Annotated in this window: 14 protein-coding genes; 4 read left to right on the top strand and 10 right to left on the bottom strand. The window is 70.4% G+C overall.

Features of this window, described 5'->3' with window-relative positions; genetic code table 11:
- Positions 1-162: 162 nt before the first annotated feature.
- Positions 163-1,065, top strand: a complete 903-nt coding sequence (locus AB0J02_RS26520) for a LysR substrate-binding domain-containing protein (RefSeq protein ID WP_363196272.1) — start codon at positions 163-165, stop codon at positions 1,063-1,065.
- Between the two features lie 9 nt (positions 1,066-1,074).
- Here AB0J02_RS26520 and AB0J02_RS26525 read toward each other — a convergent pair whose 3' ends face one another.
- The 5 genes from AB0J02_RS26525 to AB0J02_RS26545 form a co-directional block, all read right to left on the bottom strand.
- Positions 1,075-3,447 carry an FtsX-like permease family protein gene (locus AB0J02_RS26525; RefSeq protein ID WP_363196273.1) on the bottom strand — a complete coding sequence of 791 codons (2,373 nt, stop codon included), beginning with the start codon at positions 3,445-3,447 and terminating at the stop codon, positions 1,075-1,077.
- Positions 3,444-4,130: an ABC transporter ATP-binding protein gene (locus AB0J02_RS26530; RefSeq protein ID WP_363196274.1), complete on the bottom strand. Its 687-nt coding sequence runs from the start codon at positions 4,128-4,130 to the stop codon at positions 3,444-3,446. Before AB0J02_RS26530 ends, AB0J02_RS26525 begins: the two co-directional genes overlap by 4 nt.
- Positions 4,127-4,654 (bottom strand): PadR family transcriptional regulator, encoded by a 528-nt coding sequence (locus AB0J02_RS26535; protein ID WP_363196275.1) that lies wholly within the window; start codon positions 4,652-4,654, stop codon positions 4,127-4,129. Before AB0J02_RS26535 ends, AB0J02_RS26530 begins: the two co-directional genes overlap by 4 nt.
- A gap of 127 nt (positions 4,655-4,781) precedes the next feature.
- On the bottom strand, positions 4,782-5,030 hold the full coding sequence (locus AB0J02_RS26540; RefSeq protein ID WP_363196276.1) for a hypothetical protein: 249 nt from the start codon (positions 5,028-5,030) through the stop codon (positions 4,782-4,784).
- Positions 5,027-5,962 carry an SPFH domain-containing protein gene (locus AB0J02_RS26545; protein WP_363196277.1) on the bottom strand — a complete coding sequence of 312 codons (936 nt, stop codon included), beginning with the start codon at positions 5,960-5,962 and terminating at the stop codon, positions 5,027-5,029. The genes AB0J02_RS26540 and AB0J02_RS26545 overlap by 4 nt, the downstream gene beginning before the upstream one ends.
- A gap of 288 nt (positions 5,963-6,250) precedes the next feature.
- Here AB0J02_RS26545 and AB0J02_RS26550 point away from each other — a divergent pair, with 288 nt between their 5' ends.
- Positions 6,251-8,491, top strand: coding sequence for a transglycosylase domain-containing protein (locus AB0J02_RS26550; protein WP_363196278.1), 2,241 nt, complete (start codon positions 6,251-6,253; stop codon positions 8,489-8,491).
- A 152-nt stretch (positions 8,492-8,643) separates the two neighbouring features.
- Here AB0J02_RS26550 and AB0J02_RS26555 read toward each other — a convergent pair whose 3' ends face one another.
- The 5 genes from AB0J02_RS26555 to AB0J02_RS26575 all read right to left on the bottom strand — a co-directional run bounded on the left by AB0J02_RS26555 (position 8,644) and on the right by AB0J02_RS26575 (position 15,448).
- The gene (locus AB0J02_RS26555) at positions 8,644-10,650 is read right to left on the bottom strand and encodes a SpoIIE family protein phosphatase (RefSeq protein WP_363196279.1); all 2,007 of its coding nucleotides are present in this window, start codon (positions 10,648-10,650) and stop codon (positions 8,644-8,646) included.
- A 37-nt stretch (positions 10,651-10,687) separates the two neighbouring features.
- Positions 10,688-11,362: a methyltransferase domain-containing protein gene (locus AB0J02_RS26560; protein ID WP_363196280.1), complete on the bottom strand. Its 675-nt coding sequence runs from the start codon at positions 11,360-11,362 to the stop codon at positions 10,688-10,690.
- 169 nt (positions 11,363-11,531) lie between these two features.
- On the bottom strand, positions 11,532-12,212 hold the full coding sequence (locus AB0J02_RS26565) for a DUF402 domain-containing protein (protein WP_363196281.1): 681 nt from the start codon (positions 12,210-12,212) through the stop codon (positions 11,532-11,534).
- A gap of 74 nt (positions 12,213-12,286) precedes the next feature.
- The gene (locus tag AB0J02_RS26570; protein WP_363196282.1) at positions 12,287-13,684 is read right to left on the bottom strand and encodes a class II fumarate hydratase; all 1,398 of its coding nucleotides are present in this window, start codon (positions 13,682-13,684) and stop codon (positions 12,287-12,289) included.
- Between the two features lie 93 nt (positions 13,685-13,777).
- The gene (locus tag AB0J02_RS26575; RefSeq protein ID WP_363196283.1) at positions 13,778-15,448 is read right to left on the bottom strand and encodes a fumarate hydratase; all 1,671 of its coding nucleotides are present in this window, start codon (positions 15,446-15,448) and stop codon (positions 13,778-13,780) included.
- 164 nt (positions 15,449-15,612) lie between these two features.
- Here AB0J02_RS26575 and AB0J02_RS26580 point away from each other — a divergent pair, with 164 nt between their 5' ends.
- Both AB0J02_RS26580 and AB0J02_RS26585 read left to right on the top strand, forming a co-directional pair.
- Entirely contained in the window at positions 15,613-16,311 is a 699-nt protein-coding gene (locus AB0J02_RS26580) for a DUF1707 domain-containing protein (protein WP_363196284.1), read from the top strand.
- 149 nt (positions 16,312-16,460) lie between these two features.
- Positions 16,461-16,829 carry a WhiB family transcriptional regulator gene (locus tag AB0J02_RS26585; protein ID WP_363196285.1) on the top strand — a complete coding sequence of 123 codons (369 nt, stop codon included), beginning with the start codon at positions 16,461-16,463 and terminating at the stop codon, positions 16,827-16,829.
- The last annotated feature ends 13 nt before the right edge of the window (positions 16,830-16,842 follow it).

A 16,842-nucleotide genomic window follows, 5' to 3' on the forward strand; every position in this document is an offset into this window, starting at 1 on the left:
TTGAGGAAGTTTCCATGGGTTGGACTGCTGATGATCGTGGCACAGAGTGCATTGATTACGGAAATAGCTAGACTCGGTCATGTTGATCGGAGGTGGCTATCAGTGGCCGTAAAGAACGGAACGACCCCGAGTGCGCGGAAAAGGCAGCCCAGCCTGGCGCAATTGCGGGCGTTCGCCGCGGTCGCGGAGCATCTGCACTTCCGGGACGCGGCCGCCGCGATCGGGATGAGCCAGCCCGCCCTGTCCGGCGCGGTCTCGGCCCTGGAGGAGACGCTCGGGGTGACCCTTCTCGAGCGTACGACGAGAAAAGTACTGCTCTCGCCGGCCGGGGGACGGATCGCGGTGCGGGCCAGGGCCGTGCTCGACGAGGTCGGCGCGCTCATGGAGGAGGCCGAGGCGGTGCGGGCGCCGTTCACCGGCGCGCTGCGGCTCGGGGTGATCCCGACCGTCGCGCCCTACCTGCTGCCCACCGTGCTGCGGCTGGTCCACGACCGGTACCCGGACCTGGACCTCCAGGTGCACGAGGAGCAGACCGCGTCGCTGGTCGAGGGGCTCGCGGCCGGACGGCTCGATCTGCTGCTGCTCGCCGTGCCGCTCGGCGTGCAGGGTGTCACCGAACTCCCGCTGTTCGACGAGGACTTCGTGCTCGTCACCCCGCTCGACCACTGGCTCGGCGGCCGCGAGGGGATCCCGCGCGAGGCGCTGCGCGAGCTGAACCTGCTGCTGCTCGACGAGGGGCACTGCCTGCGGGACCAGGCGCTGGACATCTGCCGGGAGGCGGGTCGTGGTGACGCACCCGTCACCACGACCGCCGCCGGCCTCTCCACCCTGGTCCAACTCGTCGCGGGCGGCCTGGGGGTGACCCTCCTGCCGCGGACCGCCGTCGCGGTCGAGACCAGTCGCAGCAGCCAGCTGCTCACCGGGTACTTCGCCGACCCGGCGCCCACGCGGCGCGTCGCACTGGCGATGCGCGCGGGGGCCGCGCGGGCGGCGGAGTACGAGGAACTGGCCGGGGCGTTGCGAAGTGCCCTGTCCGGACTGCCCGTTCGGGTGGTGCGGGGCTGACCCGGGTGCCTACTCCGTCCGCAGCCCGTCCGCCCGCATCAGCCGCCACAGCGGAGGCATGCTCAGCAAGGTCACCGCGGCGATCGCCGCCGCGCCCACGCCCGCCAGGGGCAGGAACAGCAGCCAGTCCGTGACGGGCTTGTCGACCATGCGCAGCATCAGCGTGCCCAGGACCAGACCGCCGCCGATCGCGACCGCCATGCCGAGGACCACCGGGATCGCCGTCTGCCACAGCACCGACCAGGCGAGCGTCGTGCGCCGCGTGCCGTAGGCGACCAGGACCGACAACAGGCGCTTGCGGTCGCGTAGTTGCTCGATCTGCGAGACCAGCATGGAGGCCGCGATCAGCGCCATCGTGAGAGCGGCCGCCGTGAACAGGCCCCGGCGGATGCTCACGTACTCCGAGTCGCGCTCCACCGCGCGGTAGTTGAACACGCTCATCCCCGGGTCGAGACGGAACGCGGTGTTGCGTACGAACTCGGCGGCGTCCGGCACCGACTCGTCGATCTGGATCTGCGCGTTCGTCGAGGCGTGCGGCACCTTCCGTACGTCGATGGCGGCCGGAGTGGCGAGGACGCCCCCGAAACGGCCGCCGCCCGGGTCGCGCCGCGCCTTCACCAGGCGCGCGTCCCCCGGCAGCGTCCACTTGGCGGACCGCGAGTCGCCGAGGACGAGCTTGCTGCCGGGCTTGCCGATGTTCGCCAACTCCGTGTCCGCGTCGGCGTAGTCGGAGCCGGTGACCCGGAAGACGTCACCGTCACGGCAGGACGGCAGCTTCGCCAGCTCGCGCAGCGTGGAGCAGGAACCGACGGAGACCGTCACCGTGTGCGTGTCGTCGGCATCCGGATCGGCGCCCGCCGGGCCCGCCCAGGTGTCCACGGTGCCGATCACCGACCGGACCCCCTTGGTCGCCCCGAACTCCCGCACCATGCGCTCGGCCAGCACCCCGGTGTTCAGGCTGGTGTTCACGCCGATCTGGGCCCGCTTCGGGTCCTGACCGGTCGTCTTGGTGAAGTCGTCGTCGATACCGACGGTGAACATCTGCAGGGCGATGCCGCCCGCCACCGCGATGGTGATCCCGGCGACCGCACGGCTCGCACCGTTGCTGCTCAACTGGAGTCTGCGCACAGCGAGTTGCCAGGGCACCGGACCGCCGCGCAGCCGGTTCACCGCCGCCTCCACCACCCACGGCATCAACAGCACAAGACCGAGCAGGGTCAGGGAGATGCCCGCCGTGATCTGCACGACGCCGCGCGTGTTCTCCGCGTCCGCGTACCCCGAGAAGAACAGGAGCAGCGCGCCGATGACCGGCACCGGCAGCCGCCACCACAGGCGGCGGCCCCGGGTGCGGCCGCTGCGCACGACGCCCAGGGGCTCGATCGTCACCGAGCGCAGCGCGAACACCGTCACGGCGACCGCCGCGAGCGGTACGGCCAGCACGATCAGTACGGCGAGCGCGGGCACCGGCGACAGATCCGAGGGGAACGCCGAGAGCCGCCAGATCCTCACCTCGCCCAGCAACTGCCGCGCGGCCAGGAAGAAGACGACACCGAACACGAGACCGACAAGGGTGCCGAACAGTGCCTCGCCCGCCGCCATGCGGCGCGTCATCCGCGCGTCGGCGCCGACGAGGCGCAGCGCGGCCAGCCGCCGGTCGCGCCGCTCGCCGCCGAACCGTACGGCGGTCGCGATGAAGATGGCGACCGGTACGAGGAGCACGACGCAGGCCAGGATGATGAGGACGATCAGGATCGGGTCGACCGGGTCGTCCCCGTAGCTCATCCCGAAGTGGTCCAAGCGGGAGGCATTGCGGTCGATGCTCAGTGTGTCGTTGCCGATATACAGGTACTGCTCGAAGGGGTCGTCCAGGCCGGCGTCGTGGATCGTGCCCACGATGCGGTACGGGTAGCGCTTCTTGAGCAGCTCGTTGCCGGGGGCGTCGAGGGCGTCCTGCAGAGCCGGCGAGATCACCATCTCGCCGGGGCCCGGCAGCTTGTCGACGCCGGGCGGCAGCGGCGGGTGCCGGCCTTCCGGGCGCACCAGGTAACCGCCGACCGTGCCGTCCCGGAAGTCGGAGGACGCGTCCAGGGTGAGCATCGTGCGGTCGCCGGGCTTGAGCTGCGCATCGACGCCGACGCCCAACAGGCGTGATTCCCCCCGCACATCGCGCTCGTGCAGCAGCGTCGGCACGGACGCGGCGCCGAGCAGCAGGGCCACGCCGAGGCCGACGCCGAGCGCGGTGAGCAGCGTACGGACCCAGCCCTCACGGCCGCCCGCCGCGGCGAACCGGATGCCGAGGCCCAGGTCGCGCAGCCACCCCGGGGCCGTCGAGACGGCGCCGGGCGGGGCCTTCGTGTCCTCGCGGTCGTCGAGCAGCGTCATCGGGCGAACTCCATGTCCCGCGACTTGCCGTCCCGTACGACGATCTCGCGGTCCGAGTAGGCCGCGACCCGCGTCTCGTGGGTGACCAGGACGACGGCGGCGTTCGACGAACGGGCCGCGTCCGTGAGCAGTTCCATGACGCGCTCGCCGTTGAGCGAGTCGAGGGCGCCGGTCGGCTCGTCGGCGAACAGCACGCGCGGGTTCGTCACCAGCGAGCGGGCCACGGCGACACGCTGGCCCTGGCCGCCCGAGATCTCGCCGGGCCGCTTGCCCGCGAGGTCGTCGACCTCCAGGCGCTCCAGCCACCCGGTCGCCCGGCGCTCGGCCTCCTTGCGCTTGACGCCGGTCAGCCGCAGCGGCAGCGCCACGTTCTCGACGCAGGTCAGCTCAGGGACCAGCTGGCCGAATTGGAAGACGAAGCCGAACTCGGTGCGGCGCAGGGCGCTGCGTTCGGCGTCGGACAGCGCGGACAGCTCGCGGCCGTCGTACGTGATCGTCCCCGAGTCCGGGGTGACGATGCCGGCGAGGCAGTGCAGCAGCGTCGACTTGCCCGAGCCCGAGGGGCCCATGACGGCGACGATCTCGCCCGGGTGGATGGTGAACGAGGCGCCGTCCAGGGCGGGCGTGGGCCCGTACGCCTTGTGCAGGTCGTGGGCGGCGAGAAGGGATCCGGCGGGAGTCATGAGGGGCGCACCTCCGCGGCGAGCTTGTCGAGGCGCGCGGCGGTCAGTTCCAGCCAGCGCAGGTCTGCTTCCAGGTGGAACAGGGCGTGGTCGCAGATCAGCTGGTCGGCGAGGTCGCCCTTGCGCTTGCGGTCCGTGAGGATGCGCATCAGGCGCAGGTGCTCGGCGCGCTGGGTGTCGAGGATTCCGCTCGCGTCGCGTTCGGTGAGCAGCGCCAGGACGACCTTGGTGTAGAGGGTCGACTGGAGGTACGGCTCCGGCTTCTCCGGGGTCGCCAGCCACTGCCGGACGTCCGTGACGCCGGCTTCGGTGATCGCGTACCGCTTGCGCTCGGGGCCGCCGCCGGCCTCTATACCGTCGACCTCGACGAGGCCGTTCTTCAGCAGGCGGGACATGGTCGAGTAGACCTGCCCGTAGTGCAGCGGCTTGTCGTGCCCGAACGTCTCGTCGAAGGTGCGCTTCAGGTCGTAACCGTGGCGGGGCCCGGATTCCAGGAGCCCGAGAAGGGTGTGGCCGATGGACATGGAGGGAACTGTACACGGCGTGTATACCTGGCGTGTATAGCCTGGGGCTGTCGGGGTTCCCCGCGCCCCTGGAGCATGCGGCTTCGCCGTATCTCAGGGGTGCGGGGAACTGTGCGACCAGCCACACTCAGCCGTCCGACGCGCTCTGCGAGTCACCCGCCGAACTCTGAGGCGGCCGGCCCCGCCGGGGAATAGGACCCGCCGAACCCGGCAGCCGGCCCGCCTCGGCGAGAGCCCTGCGCAGGACGAACTCGATCTGCGCGTTCGCGGACCGCAACTCGTCCCCGGCCCACCGGGCCAACGCCTCGTACACCGCGGGGTCGAGCCGCAGCAGCACCTGCTTGCGCGAAGGGGGAGGAGGAGGTGGCGGCGTCACTGGTAGAGCGTCCCCGTGTTGACGATCGGCTGCGCGGCACGGTCCCCGCAGAGCACGACCAGCAGGTTGGACACCATCGCGGCCTTGCGCTCCTCGTCCAGCGCCACGAAGTCCTGCTCGGTGATCCGGGCGAGCGCGTCCTCGACCATGCCCACGGCGCCGTCGACGATCAGCCGGCGGGCGGCGACCACGGCGCCGGCCTGCTGCCGCTGGAGCATCGCCGAGGCGATCTCGGGCGCGTAGGCGAGGTGCGTGAAGCGGGACTCGATGATCTGCACGCCCGCGGCCTCGACCCGCGCGTGCAGTTCGACGGCGAGCTTCTCGGTGATCTCCTCGGCGTTGCCGCGCAGCGAGAGCCCGCCCTCGTCGTGCGCGTCATAGGGGTACTCGATCGCGATGTGCCGGACGGCCGCCTCGGTCTGCGTCGAGACGAACTCCAGGAAGTCGTCGACCTCGAACGTGGCCTGCGCGGTGTCCTCGACCTTCCAGACGACGACCGCGGCGAGCTCGATCGGGTTGCCGTACGCGTCGTTGACCTTGAGGACGGCGGTCTCGTGGTTGCGTACGCGGGTCGAGACCTTGGTGCGCGAGGTGAGCGGGTTGACCCAGCGCAGCCCGTCCTCGCGGATCGTGCCCCGGTAGCGGCCGAAGAGCTGGACGACGCGGGCCTCGCCCGGCGCCACCATGTTCAGGCCGCCCATCGCGAAGAACGACGCGATGGCGACGAGGATGCCGACGACGATCAGTACGGCCTGCACCCCGCCGCTCGTCGAGGTGAGCGTGGCCCCGGTGACGACCAGGCCCACGCCGACGATCAGGCCGATGAGCCCGAGCAGCAGCGCGAGTCCGCCGCCGATGCTGTGCGCGGTGAACTCGCGCACACGTGATTTCGGCATCGCCGGTACGTCTGGTGTGGCGTCGGTCTCGGACATGGTGGTCCCCGTCTCTCTGAGCTGGCGGTTCGTGGCCGGTGCGCCCTGAACCGTGTCTAGCAAAGTGATATCACTTTATCGCGTACGGCAACCATAAGCGCCCCTGGATCGTCGGTTCCCATGGGGCAGGTGCTGATTGTCACGTCCGGAAATGACCGGATCGGAAGGGTTTTGGCTTAAGTGGCGGTGTTAGCTTCATGAGCTGATTCGGCACGGAAGTGCGCGGAAGCGCGACCTGATCACGAACGACCACGAGCGGTACGAACGAGAAGCGGAGTGACTGAGGTCATGGGCCGAGCGGATGCGAGAAAAGCGCGCAAGCGCGAGGCGCGGCCGTCGGGCATACGCCGCCTCTTCACCTGGAAGAAGCTGCTGGGTGCCCTCTTCGGATTCGTACTGCTGATCATGGGCGCGTTCGTGGTGCTGTACATGGTGATCTCGGTGCCCGAGGGCAACCCCGACGCCGAGCTGCAGAGCAACGTCTACAAGTACAGCAACGGCGACACCATGGCCCGCACCGGACAGGTCAACCGGGAGATAGTCGACCTGTCCGAGGTGGACAAGGAGGTCCAGCACACCTTCGTCGCCGCCGAGAACAAGTCGTTCTACCAGGACAAGGGCGTCGACCTGAAGGGCACCGCCCGCGGTGTCCTCAACACGGTCACCGGCAAGGGCAAGCAGGGTGGTTCGACCATCACCCAGCAGTACGTGAAGAACTACTACCTCACGCAGGACCAGACCGTCACGCGCAAGCTGAAGGAACTGGTCATCTCGCTCAAGGTGGACCGCAAGAAGTCCAAGGACGAGATCCTCGCCGGCTACATCAACACCAGCTTCTACGGCCGTAGTTCGTGGGGCATCCAGGCCGCGGCCCAGGCCTACTACAACACCGACGCCTCGAAGCTGAATGTGGCGCAGGGCGCGTATCTCGCGGCACTCCTCCAGGCCCCGAACCAGTACGACTGGGCCATCGCCTCCGACACCGGCAAGAAGCTGGCCAAGCAGCGCTGGAACTATGTCCTGGACAACATGGTCGAGAAGCACTGGCTCAGTGCGAGCGCGCGCCAGGGCATGAAGTTCCCCGTGCCGAAGGAGCCGAAGGCCGCCGCCGGGCTCCAGGGCCAGGAGGGCTATCTGTACACGGCCGCCAGGGCCGAGGTGATCAAGGATCTGAACATCACCGACGAGCAGTTCGACGCCGGCGGTTACACGATCACCCTCAACATCGACCGCAAGAAGCAGAAGCAGCTGGAGAAGTCGGTCAAGCAGCAGCTGACCTCCAACCTGAAGTCGGGCCGCAAGGCGGACGCCCGGGTGCAGGCCGGCGCCGCATCGGTCGACCCGAAGACCGGCAAGGTCCTCGCGATGTACGGCGGCGCGGGGATCGAGAAGCACTGGCGCAACAACGCGACCCGCACCGACTACCAGCCCGCCTCCACGTTCAAGCCGATCATTCTCGCGGCCGCCCTGGAGAGCAACGCCAAGACCCAGACCGGTCAGTCGATCAAGGCGAGCACGATCTACGACGGCACGAGCGGGCGCCAGGTCGTCGCGGACGGCACGAAGGTCGGCTTCGGCCCGCCCAACGAGGACAAGCAGAGCTACGGCCCGGTCACCGTGCAGACCGCCATGAACAAGTCCGTCAACTCCGTCTTCGCGCAGATGGGCGCCGACGTCGGCATGGACCAGGTCATGGCGATGGCCAAGAAGCTCGGCATGGACGACGCCGACCTCAAGCCGTACTACGCCCAGACCCTCGGCACCATGGGCGCGAGCCCGCTGGAGATGGCCGGTGTCTACGCGACCCTCGACAACCACGGCAAGCAGGTCACCCCGCAGATCGTGAAGTCGGTGACCAAGCAGGGCGAGCCGGTCGATCTGCCGCCCGCGATCGGCGAGCAGGTGCTCAGCCGCGGCGCCGCCGACTCGGTCACCTCGGTGCTGACCGGTGTGGTCGACGACGGTACGGCGAAGACCTCGGTCCGCGACAATCCGGCGCGCGACGGCCAGAAGGTCGCGGGCAAGACCGGTACCTCCGACAAGAACCGGTCGGCCTGGTTCACGGGTTACACCCCGGACCTGGTCACCTCGGTGGGCCTGTTCGGCGAGGGCGCGCAGGACACGGCCGAGAAGAACCAGCAGGTCTCCATGGCGGGCGCGGGCGGCCGCCCCCGCGTGGACGGCGGCAGCTTCCCGGCCCTCATCTGGGCCCAGTACACCTTCAACTCGACCAGCACCTCGGCCAAGTTCGACCTGGACACCGACATGGGCGCGGGCGTCGAGCCCACGACGACGGCCCCGGCCACGCCGAGCACGACGCCGCCCTCGTCCCCGTCGACGCCGAGCGACACGCCGACCACGACCCCGCCCTCGTCCCCGTCGACGCCCAGCGACACGCCGACCACGACGCCGCCGACGGACGAGCCGACGGACACCCCGACGACGCCCACCGGCCCGCCCTCAGGGAGCTGGGGCATCCCGGAGAACCCCGTCGACGGCAACAACAACGACGGCCTGGGCGACGGCTAGGGCCTGGCTTCGAACTCCCCTCCGCCCGGCGGGCGACGAGGGGAGTTCGAAGACAGGCCCAGGCGCTGACGGCCGAGCAGGCAGGCGGAAGGGGCGCCGGGAACCGATACGGTTCCCGGCGCCCCTTCGCGCGTGCGCCTGTGCCCGGACGCTCAGTCCGCGGGCCGCGCCAGCTCGAACCAGACGACTTTGCCGGTGCTCAGCCGGGTCGCGCCCCAGCGTCTGGTCAGGCGGTTCACCAGGAACAGGCCGCGGCCGCCCTCGTCGGTGGCCCGCGCGTTGCGCTGCCGCGGCAGCTGCGGCACGTCGTCGCCGACCTCGCAGCGCAGCACGTCGGTGCGGAGCAGGCGCAGCGTCACCGGGCGCGAGGCGTAGCGCACCGCGTTCGTGACGACCTCGCTCACCAACAGCTCCACGGAGTCCGTCATCTCCTCGAGTCCCCAGCGGACCAGGGCACTTCGGGCGAGCCGGCGGGCCCGGCCGGGCGCCGCGTCCTCCGGGTCCAGCGTCCAGTACGCCACGTCGCTCGGCGCGATCCCGTCGAAACGGGCGGCGAGCAGCGCGATGTCGTCGTCCCGGTCGCCCGGACCCAGCATGTCGAGCACGTCGTCGCAGAGCGCTTCCAGCGGCGGCGAATGGTCCGGCCCGGTCAACTGCGCGGTGGCGGCGAGGCGCTCGCGCAGCTGCTCTATGCCGGTCCACACGTCCCGCAGCCGCGACTCGACCAGCCCGTCGGTGTAGAGGAGGAGTGTCGCGCCGGCCGGCGCGTCCAGTTCGACCGCCTCGAAGTCGACGCCGCCCACCCCGATCGGCGCCCCCGGCGGGACGCGGAGCACCTCCGCGCGGCCGCCCAGGTGGAGCATTATGGGCGGCGGATGCCCGGCGTTGGCGATGGTGATGCGGTGCGCGACCGGGTCGTAGACCGCGTACATGCACGTCGCCATCCGGTCCGTGCCGAGCCGCTGCGCCTGCTCGTCGAGGTGGTGCAGCACCTCCTGCGGCGGCAGGTCGAGCCCGGCCAGCGTCTGTGCGGTCGTGCGCAGCTGGCCCATGATCGCGGCCGAGGTCATGGAGTGGCCCATGACGTCCCCGACGACCAGCGCGACCCGGCTGCCCGGCAGCGGGATCGCGTCGTACCAGTCGCCGCCGACCCGCGCCGTCTCCGCCGCGGGCAGATAGCGCGAGGCGAGCCGCACCCCGGTCGGGCGCGGCAGCGTCTCGGGGAGCATCGTGCGCTGCAGTTCGTCGGCGATGTACGCCTCGCGCCCGTACAGCACCGCCTTGTCGATGCCGAGCGCGCTGTGCGTGGCCAGCTGACCGGCCACCAGGAGGTCGTCCGCGTCGAACGCGGCCCGGTTCGGCTGGCGCAGGAAGACCGCCGCGCCGATCACCCGGCGCCGCCCCCGCAGCGGCGCCAGGATCGCGCGGCGCCCTGTGGGCACCGACCGTTCGCCGCCGAGGAGTTCGGGCAGCGCGGCGAGCGCGGCGGGCGAGTCCGCGAAGACGGGCCGCACCCCGCGCAGCACCTCGGCCAGCGCGCCGCCGGGCCGCACCTCGCACAACTCGGTGCTGTCCGGGGCCAGTTCGATCGGCGGGACGACGACGGTCGGCGGGACGCCGTCCGTGCCGAGCTCCTCGACCGCGTCCGGAACCCGGTCGCTGCGGCGCAACCGCAGCACCATCGGGCCGAGCGGGCGCTCGTCACCGACCGGCAGCGGCTCGCGCAGATAGACCAGGATCGCGTCGGAGAACGTCGGCACCGTCGCCCGGCACAGGCCCATCACGATCTCGTCGAGGTCTATGCCGCGCGCGATCCGCCGGGTCGCCGCGCCGACGAAGCGCAGCCGGTCACCGTCGCGGCGCATCGCCGTGGGCTGCCCCGCGGGGCGTGGCTGTCCGGAGCGTCGCTCGTCGCCGTCGGGCGCCCCCGAGGGGCGCACCGGCTCGGGCGAGGGCGACCGGGGCTGCGAGTGCTCGGCGTCCGCCGAGGCGGAGCCGGCGGGGGAGGCGGCGGCGCGCCGCGGCTGCTGCTGCGGTAAGCCGTCGCCTGCCGGGGCACTGGAGGACTGCGGGGTACGCCTGAGGGCCCCGCGAGGTTCGGCGGGGCGGGCCGCCATACCGTAATGGCGGCCTTCGTGGGAGGTCGGGTGCTCCGTCACGCGTGTCGAATCCGTCCGTCCGGGGCTGCGCGCCGTGTCACTGGCCAGTGCGCCGGCAGTTGAGGAACAGCTGGTGTTCGGGTGGAACGTCGTTGCTCGCGGGAGCGTACGCGTACGTCTCCTCCCCGGTGATCTCGAAGTCCGCATCGCGCACGACCGACCGCAGTTCGTCCCGCAGGAATCCCGATACCCGGATTGTGTGCCCCAGGAACGGAATTTCCGCGTCATCCAGGTCGGCCTCGACCATGGACAACGTCAACCGGCCACCGGGGCGCAGCAGCGAGCGCAGCAGTCGCAACGCAGGGGGGATCTCGGCGCGCTCCAGCATGAGCAGGGTGAAAAAACAGGTGATCGCGTCGAACTGTCCGATACCGTCCGGTCCTTGAGCGCTCAGACCGGTCAGGTCGGCCTGCCGGAACTCCGCTTCGGGAACCTGCTTGCGGGCCAGTTCCAGCATGCCGGCGGACAGGTCGACGCCGAGCACCGAGTGCCCCGCGTCCACGAGCTGGCGGGCCGTCGGCACTCCGGTGCCGCAGCCCACGTCGAGCACCCGTGAACCCGGCTCCAGCTGCGTCAACAGCTGTGCCACGGCGGTCAGTTGGCCTTCCTTGTGCGGAAACGCTTCGTCATAGCGTCCGCCGATCGCGTCGAACGCCGCGGCCTGGTCGGACCTGTCCGACCGGCTCGCCCTGTCCGCTCCATCCACGTTCACGGTCCCGCCGCCCCTCGATGACATCCGCCGACATCGTTGACATCGTGTCAGACCTACCGGAGACGCGAAGAGTTGCTGCTGAAACAGCTATTTGTACTCCTCTTCGCGTCACTGTGCGCTCTTGCGGAGGACGATCCTACGTTTACCCCTTGGGGGCGCATCAAGGGTCTCATGACGACACGCGCGCGGGCGTACGGTCCCAGTCCGCGGGAAGTGCCGGGACGGGCCACGCGGGGTCGGGCCGCCAGTGCTGCCAGCCGTCCGAGAACGGATGACCCCAGTTCTCGATCACCTCGATCGCCCGGCGCCCGGCGGCCCGCACCGCGGCGGCCCGCGCGGCGCCCATCAGGCCCGCGGCCTGCGCCTGGGCGAACTCGTCCTCGTCGTGCCAGCGCCAGCTGCCGTCCTGGTACACCGACAGATCCAGGAAATGATCCTCGGAGTCGACACCCCCGGACCACCGCACGCGGGGCGCCTCGAGATTCACGTACCAGTTGCGGAACGTCCAGTCCGGCTCCCAGAACAGCCACACCGACCACGGCTCGCCCGGCCGCGCCAGCTTCAGCACACCCGCGCCGAACCAGCGGTCGCGGTGCAGCGTGCGCGGCTTGGTGTAGCGGGTGGCGAGCGGCTCGCGGTGCACCGGTGTGCCGTCGGCGATGACCGGCTTCACGCACTCGGTGCCGGGCGCCATCCACACGGCGAGCAACTCGTCCGTGTCCTGGACGACCGTGACCGGACGACAGATGTGGAAGCCGTTGCTCCCGTTGGCGCGATAGCGCCACAGGATCGGCTCGCCGGGCGCCCATCGCCCGCCACCCTCGTCGTCGGTCCGGTCGTCGTCTGTCATGCGCAGATATTAGGTGCCGTAGGCATACGACGCTGCGGTTCGGGCCACGAAATACGTCATCCGGCCATGAAGCGTTACGGGTGCGTCATCCGCAGGACATCGAGCGCCTCGTCGAGCTGCTCCTCCGTGAGGTCGCCGCGCTCCACGTACCCGCCGTCGAGCACGACCTCGCGGATCGTCCGCCGTTCGGCCAGGGACTTCTTGGCGACCTTCGCGGCCTCCTCGTAGCCGATGTACTTGTTGAGCGGCGTGACGACGGACGGCGAGGACTCGGCGTACTCGCGGGCCCGCTCGCGGTTGGCGGTGATGCCGTCGACGGTGCGGTCGGCGAGGAGCCGGGTGACGTTCGAGAGCAGCCGGATCGACTCCAGCACGTTCTTGGCGATGACCGGCAGCATCACGTTCAGCTCGAAGTTGCCGGCGGCGCCCGCCGTGGCCACCGTCGCGTCGTTGCCGATCACCTGCGCGGCGACCATCAGGGTCGCCTCGGGGATGACGGGGTTCACCTTGCCCGGCATGATCGACGAACCGGGCTGCAGATCCGGCAGGTTGATCTCGGCGAGCCCGGTGCGCGGGCCCGACGCGGCCCAGCGCAGATCGTTGGCGATCTTCGTCAGGCCGACCGCGATGGTCCGCAGCTGCCCGCTCGTCTCCACGATCCCGTCGCGCGCGCCCTGCGCCTCGAAGTGGTCGCGGGCCTCGGTCAGCGGCAGCCCCGTGGTCCGCGCCACCTCGGCGATGACGGCGGCCGGGAACCCGGGCGGCGTGTTGATCCCGGTGCCGACCGCGGTGCCGCCCAGCGGGAGTTCGGCAAGGCGCGGCAGCGAGGCCGTGAGCCGCTCGACGCCGTAGCGGACCTGCGCCGCGTAGCCGCCGAACTCCTGGCCCAGCGTCACCGGCGTCGCGTCCATCAGATGCGTACGCCCGGACTTCACCACGTCGGCGAACTCTTCGGACTTGCGCTCCAGGGCCTCGGCGAGGTGCTCCAGGGCCGGAATCAGATCGTGGGTCACGGCGGCCGTGGCCGCGATGTGGATCGAGGACGGGAAGACGTCGTTCGACGACTGCGAGGCGTTGACGTGGTCGTTCGGGTGGACATCGCGGCCCAGGCGCTCGGTGGCGAGCGTGGCGAGGACCTCGTTGGTGTTCATGTTCGACGAGGTGCCGGATCCTGTCTGGAAAACGTCCACCGGGAACTCGTCGTCCCAGCGGCCGTCGGCGACCTCGGCCGCCGCGTCCGCGATGGCCCCCGCGATGTCCGCATCGAGCACGCCCAGCTCGGCGTTGACCCGGGCGGCCGCCGCCTTGATCCGGGCGAGCGCCTCGATGTGGGCGCGCTCCAGGCGCTGTCCGGAGACCGGGAAGTTCTCCACGGCGCGCTGCGTCTGGGCCCGCCACTTGGCGGCGGCGGGGACGTGGACCTCGCCCATGGAATCGTGCTCGATGCGGTAGTCGCTGCGGTCGTCGCTCATACCTGGTACAGCACGGGCACGAGCCGTGATGTTCCCGGCGCAACGCCGGACGGGCCGTGGGATTCAGCCCGTCCGGCGGGTACGCGGGACCGGTCAGCCCAGGCCGGGACCGCGCACCGGGATGTGCGTGAACGTCGGCTCGGGCGCCGGGTTCTGGAAGAAGTCGTTGCCCTTGTCGTCGACGACGATGAACGCCGGGAAGTCCTCGACCTCGATCTTCCAGACGGCCTCCATGCCGAGCTCCTCGTACTCGACGACCTCGACCTTCTTGATGCAGTCCTGGGCGAGCCGCGCGGCAGGGCCGCCGATGGAGCCCAGGTAGAAGCCGCTGTGCGTGTCGCAGGCGTCGGTGACCTGCTGCGAGCGGTTGCCCTTGGCGAGCATCACCTTGGAGCCGCCCGCGGCCTGGAACTGCTCCACGTAGGAGTCCATGCGCCCGGCCGTGGTCGGCCCGAAGGAGCCCGACGCGTAGCCTTCCGGGGTCTTGGCCGGACCGGCGTAGTACACCGGGTGGTCCTTCAGGTACTGCGGCATCTCCTCGCCCGCGTCCAGGCGCTCCTTGATCTTGGCGTGCGCGATGTCGCGGGCCACGACCAGCGGGCCGGTCAGCGAGAGGCGGGTCTTCACCGGGTACTTGGTGAGCTCGGCGAGGATCGCGTCCATCGGCTGGTTGAGATCGATGTTCACGACGTCCGAGGCCTCGTCGAGGTGCTCGTCCGTGGTCTCCGGCAGGAAGCGCGCCGGGTCCCTCTCCAGCTGCTCCAGGAAGACGCCCTCGGCGGTGATCTTCGCGGTCGCCTGGCGGTCGGCCGAGCAGGACACGGCGATGGCCACCGGGCAGGAGGCGCCGTGCCGCGGCAGCCGCACCACACGCACGTCGTGGCAGAAGTACTTGCCGCCGAACTGCGCGCCGATCCCGATCTTCTGCGTCAGCTCGAAGACCTTCTCCTCCAGCTCCTTGTCACGGAAGCCGTGGCCGAGCTCGGAACCCTCGCCGGGGATCTCGTCGTAGTAGTGCGCGGAGGCGTACTTCGCGGTCTTCAGCGCGTACTCGGCGGAGGTGCCGCCCACGACGATCGCCAGGTGGTACGGCGGGCACGCGGCGGTGCCCAGGGAACGGATCTTCTGCTCCAGGAACTTCATCATGGAGGACTCGTTCAGAACGGCCTTCGTCTCCTGGTACAGGAACGACTTGTTGGCCGAGCCGCCGCCCTTCGCCATGAAGAGGAACTTGTAGGCGCCGCCGTCGGTCGCGTACAGCTCGATCTGCGCGGGCAGGTTCGAGCCCGTGTTCTTCTCGTCCCACATGGTCAGCGGGGCCATCTGCGAGTACCGCAGGTTCAGGTTCTTGTACGCGTCGTAGATGCCGCGGGAGAGGGCCGCCTCGTCGCCGCCCTCCGTCAGTACGTTCTGGCCGCGCTTGCCCATCACGATCGCGGTGCCCGTGTCCTGGCACATCGGCAGCACGCCCGCCGCCGCGATGTTCGCGTTCTTCAGCAGGTCGAGCGCGACGAACTTGTCGTTGTTCGACGCCTCGGGGTCGTCCACGATGCGGCGCAGCTGCGCGAGGTGGGCGGGGCGCAGGTAGTGCTGGATGTCGTGGATGGCCTCCGCGGCGAGCGTGCGCAGCGCCTCGGGCTCGACCTTCAGGAACGTACGGCCGTCCGGCCCCTCCGCCGTGGAGACACCCTCCGAGGTCACCAGGCGGTACGGGGTGGTGTCCTCGCCCTGGGGGAGCAGATCGGTGTACGCGAACTCAGGCATCTCGCCCATTCCTCACTAGACAGACAGCGGCTGGCATTCGTTGGCAGCGCCAACCAGCGTAGGACCTGGCGACGTGGCCGATGTTGTGAGGTAGGGCTCAGTTCCCCCTCCTGACCGCTCCTGCCCCCTAGTCGCGATCTATCGCGTTTGGGTACGCTGCTGTCGTGGACCTTCAGAAGCGCCCCCAGCAGAGCGCCCCCGCGGCGGAGCCGACCGATCTGCGCGCCTCCGATGCGGACCGCGACCGCATCGCGGACATCCTGCGCGAGGCGCTCGCCGAGGGACGCCTCGACGCCGAGGAGCACGCCGAGCGGATCGACGGTGTGTACCGCGCCAAGACGGTGGGCGAACTGGAGCCGCTGGTAAGGGACTTGCCCGGCGCGCAGGAGCCCCGGCCGACGGCCGCCGCGGGGTTCACGCCGCACCAGCCGGCGCCCGGCACCGTCCCGCCCGTCCCCAGCGAGAACCTGGTGGCGGTGTTCAGCTCCACCACCCGCAGGGGCCGCTGGCGCGTGGGCCGCCGCACGCACGCGTACGCGGTGTTCGGGAACGTCGAGATCGACCTCAGCGAGGCGATCTTCGAGCACGCGCAGGTCTACATCCGGGCGGTCTCGGTCTTCGGCAACGTCGAGATCCGCGTCCCCGAGAACATCTCGTTGCGCGGCAGCGGCGGCGGCGTCCTCGGCAACTTCGAGGTGGACACCCTCGACGCCGCGGACCCCGGGGCGCCCGTCGTCCACGTCGACGGCGTCGCGGTCCTCGGCAACATCGAGGCCAAGCCCAGGCGCGGCAAGATCATTCAGGATCTGCACAAGTACGTCGGCAGGTATGTCGACAAGCGGCTGCGCAAGCACCTCGACTGACCGGACCCGCACCGACGGCGAACTCCCGTGTGCGCGTGGGAACTTCCGCGCTTCGGAACTCAGTGCATAGGCGCCGACACAGCGGGTAGAGCTTGCTGCATCGTCTCTCGCTCGCGAAAGCCGTCGTAAGCCGTCGTCAGGAGTAGACCGTGCTGCATCCGCCGCATCAGTCCCTGCAGGTCGCCGCTGTACCGCCCCAGCGGGTGCCCGTGCAGGACAGGGACCAGGACGCACCATGGCACACGGAGGCCGTGTGCAGGCGCGACGAGGCGGGACTCTTCTTCGCCCCATCCAAAGAACCCACCGCCGCGCGCCTGTCGCGCGAGGAGGCGGCCAAGCGGGTCTGTGCCCGTTGCCCGGTGATGGTGGAGTGCCGCGAGCACGCCCTGCTCCAGCCGGAGCCGTACGGGGTGTGGGGCGGCCTCACCGCCGCCGAGCGCCGTGTGGTGCTGGCGCGCAGGCGCCGCCGCGAGGTCGAGCTGCAGAAGTCGGAGCGCGCGGTGGCGGCCGCCGGATAGTTCGTGGGTGAAC

Origin of the sequence: Streptomyces sp. NPDC050264 (assembly GCF_040655895.1) — a bacterium.
Classification (GTDB): domain Bacteria; phylum Actinomycetota; class Actinomycetes; order Streptomycetales; family Streptomycetaceae; genus Streptomyces.

Excerpts from the sequence above, each read along its gene's own strand:
- AB0J02_RS26525 (WP_363196273.1), bottom strand. The coding sequence starts at position 3,447 with ATGACGCTGCTCGACGACCGCGAGGACACGAAGGCCCCGCCCGGCGCC.
- AB0J02_RS26545 (WP_363196277.1), bottom strand. The coding sequence starts at position 5,962 with ATGTCCGAGACCGACGCCACACCAGACGTACCGGCGATGCCGAAATCA.
- AB0J02_RS26575 (WP_363196283.1), bottom strand. The coding sequence starts at position 15,448 with ATGCCTGAGTTCGCGTACACCGATCTGCTCCCCCAGGGCGAGGACACC.
- AB0J02_RS26565 (WP_363196281.1), bottom strand. The coding sequence starts at position 12,212 with ATGACAGACGACGACCGGACCGACGACGAGGGTGGCGGGCGATGGGCG.
- AB0J02_RS26535 (WP_363196275.1), bottom strand. The coding sequence starts at position 4,654 with ATGTCCATCGGCCACACCCTTCTCGGGCTCCTGGAATCCGGGCCCCGC.
- AB0J02_RS26530 (WP_363196274.1), bottom strand. The coding sequence starts at position 4,130 with ATGACTCCCGCCGGATCCCTTCTCGCCGCCCACGACCTGCACAAGGCG.
- AB0J02_RS26570 (WP_363196282.1), bottom strand. The coding sequence starts at position 13,684 with ATGAGCGACGACCGCAGCGACTACCGCATCGAGCACGATTCCATGGGC.
- AB0J02_RS26550 (WP_363196278.1), top strand. The coding sequence starts at position 6,251 with ATGGGCCGAGCGGATGCGAGAAAAGCGCGCAAGCGCGAGGCGCGGCCG.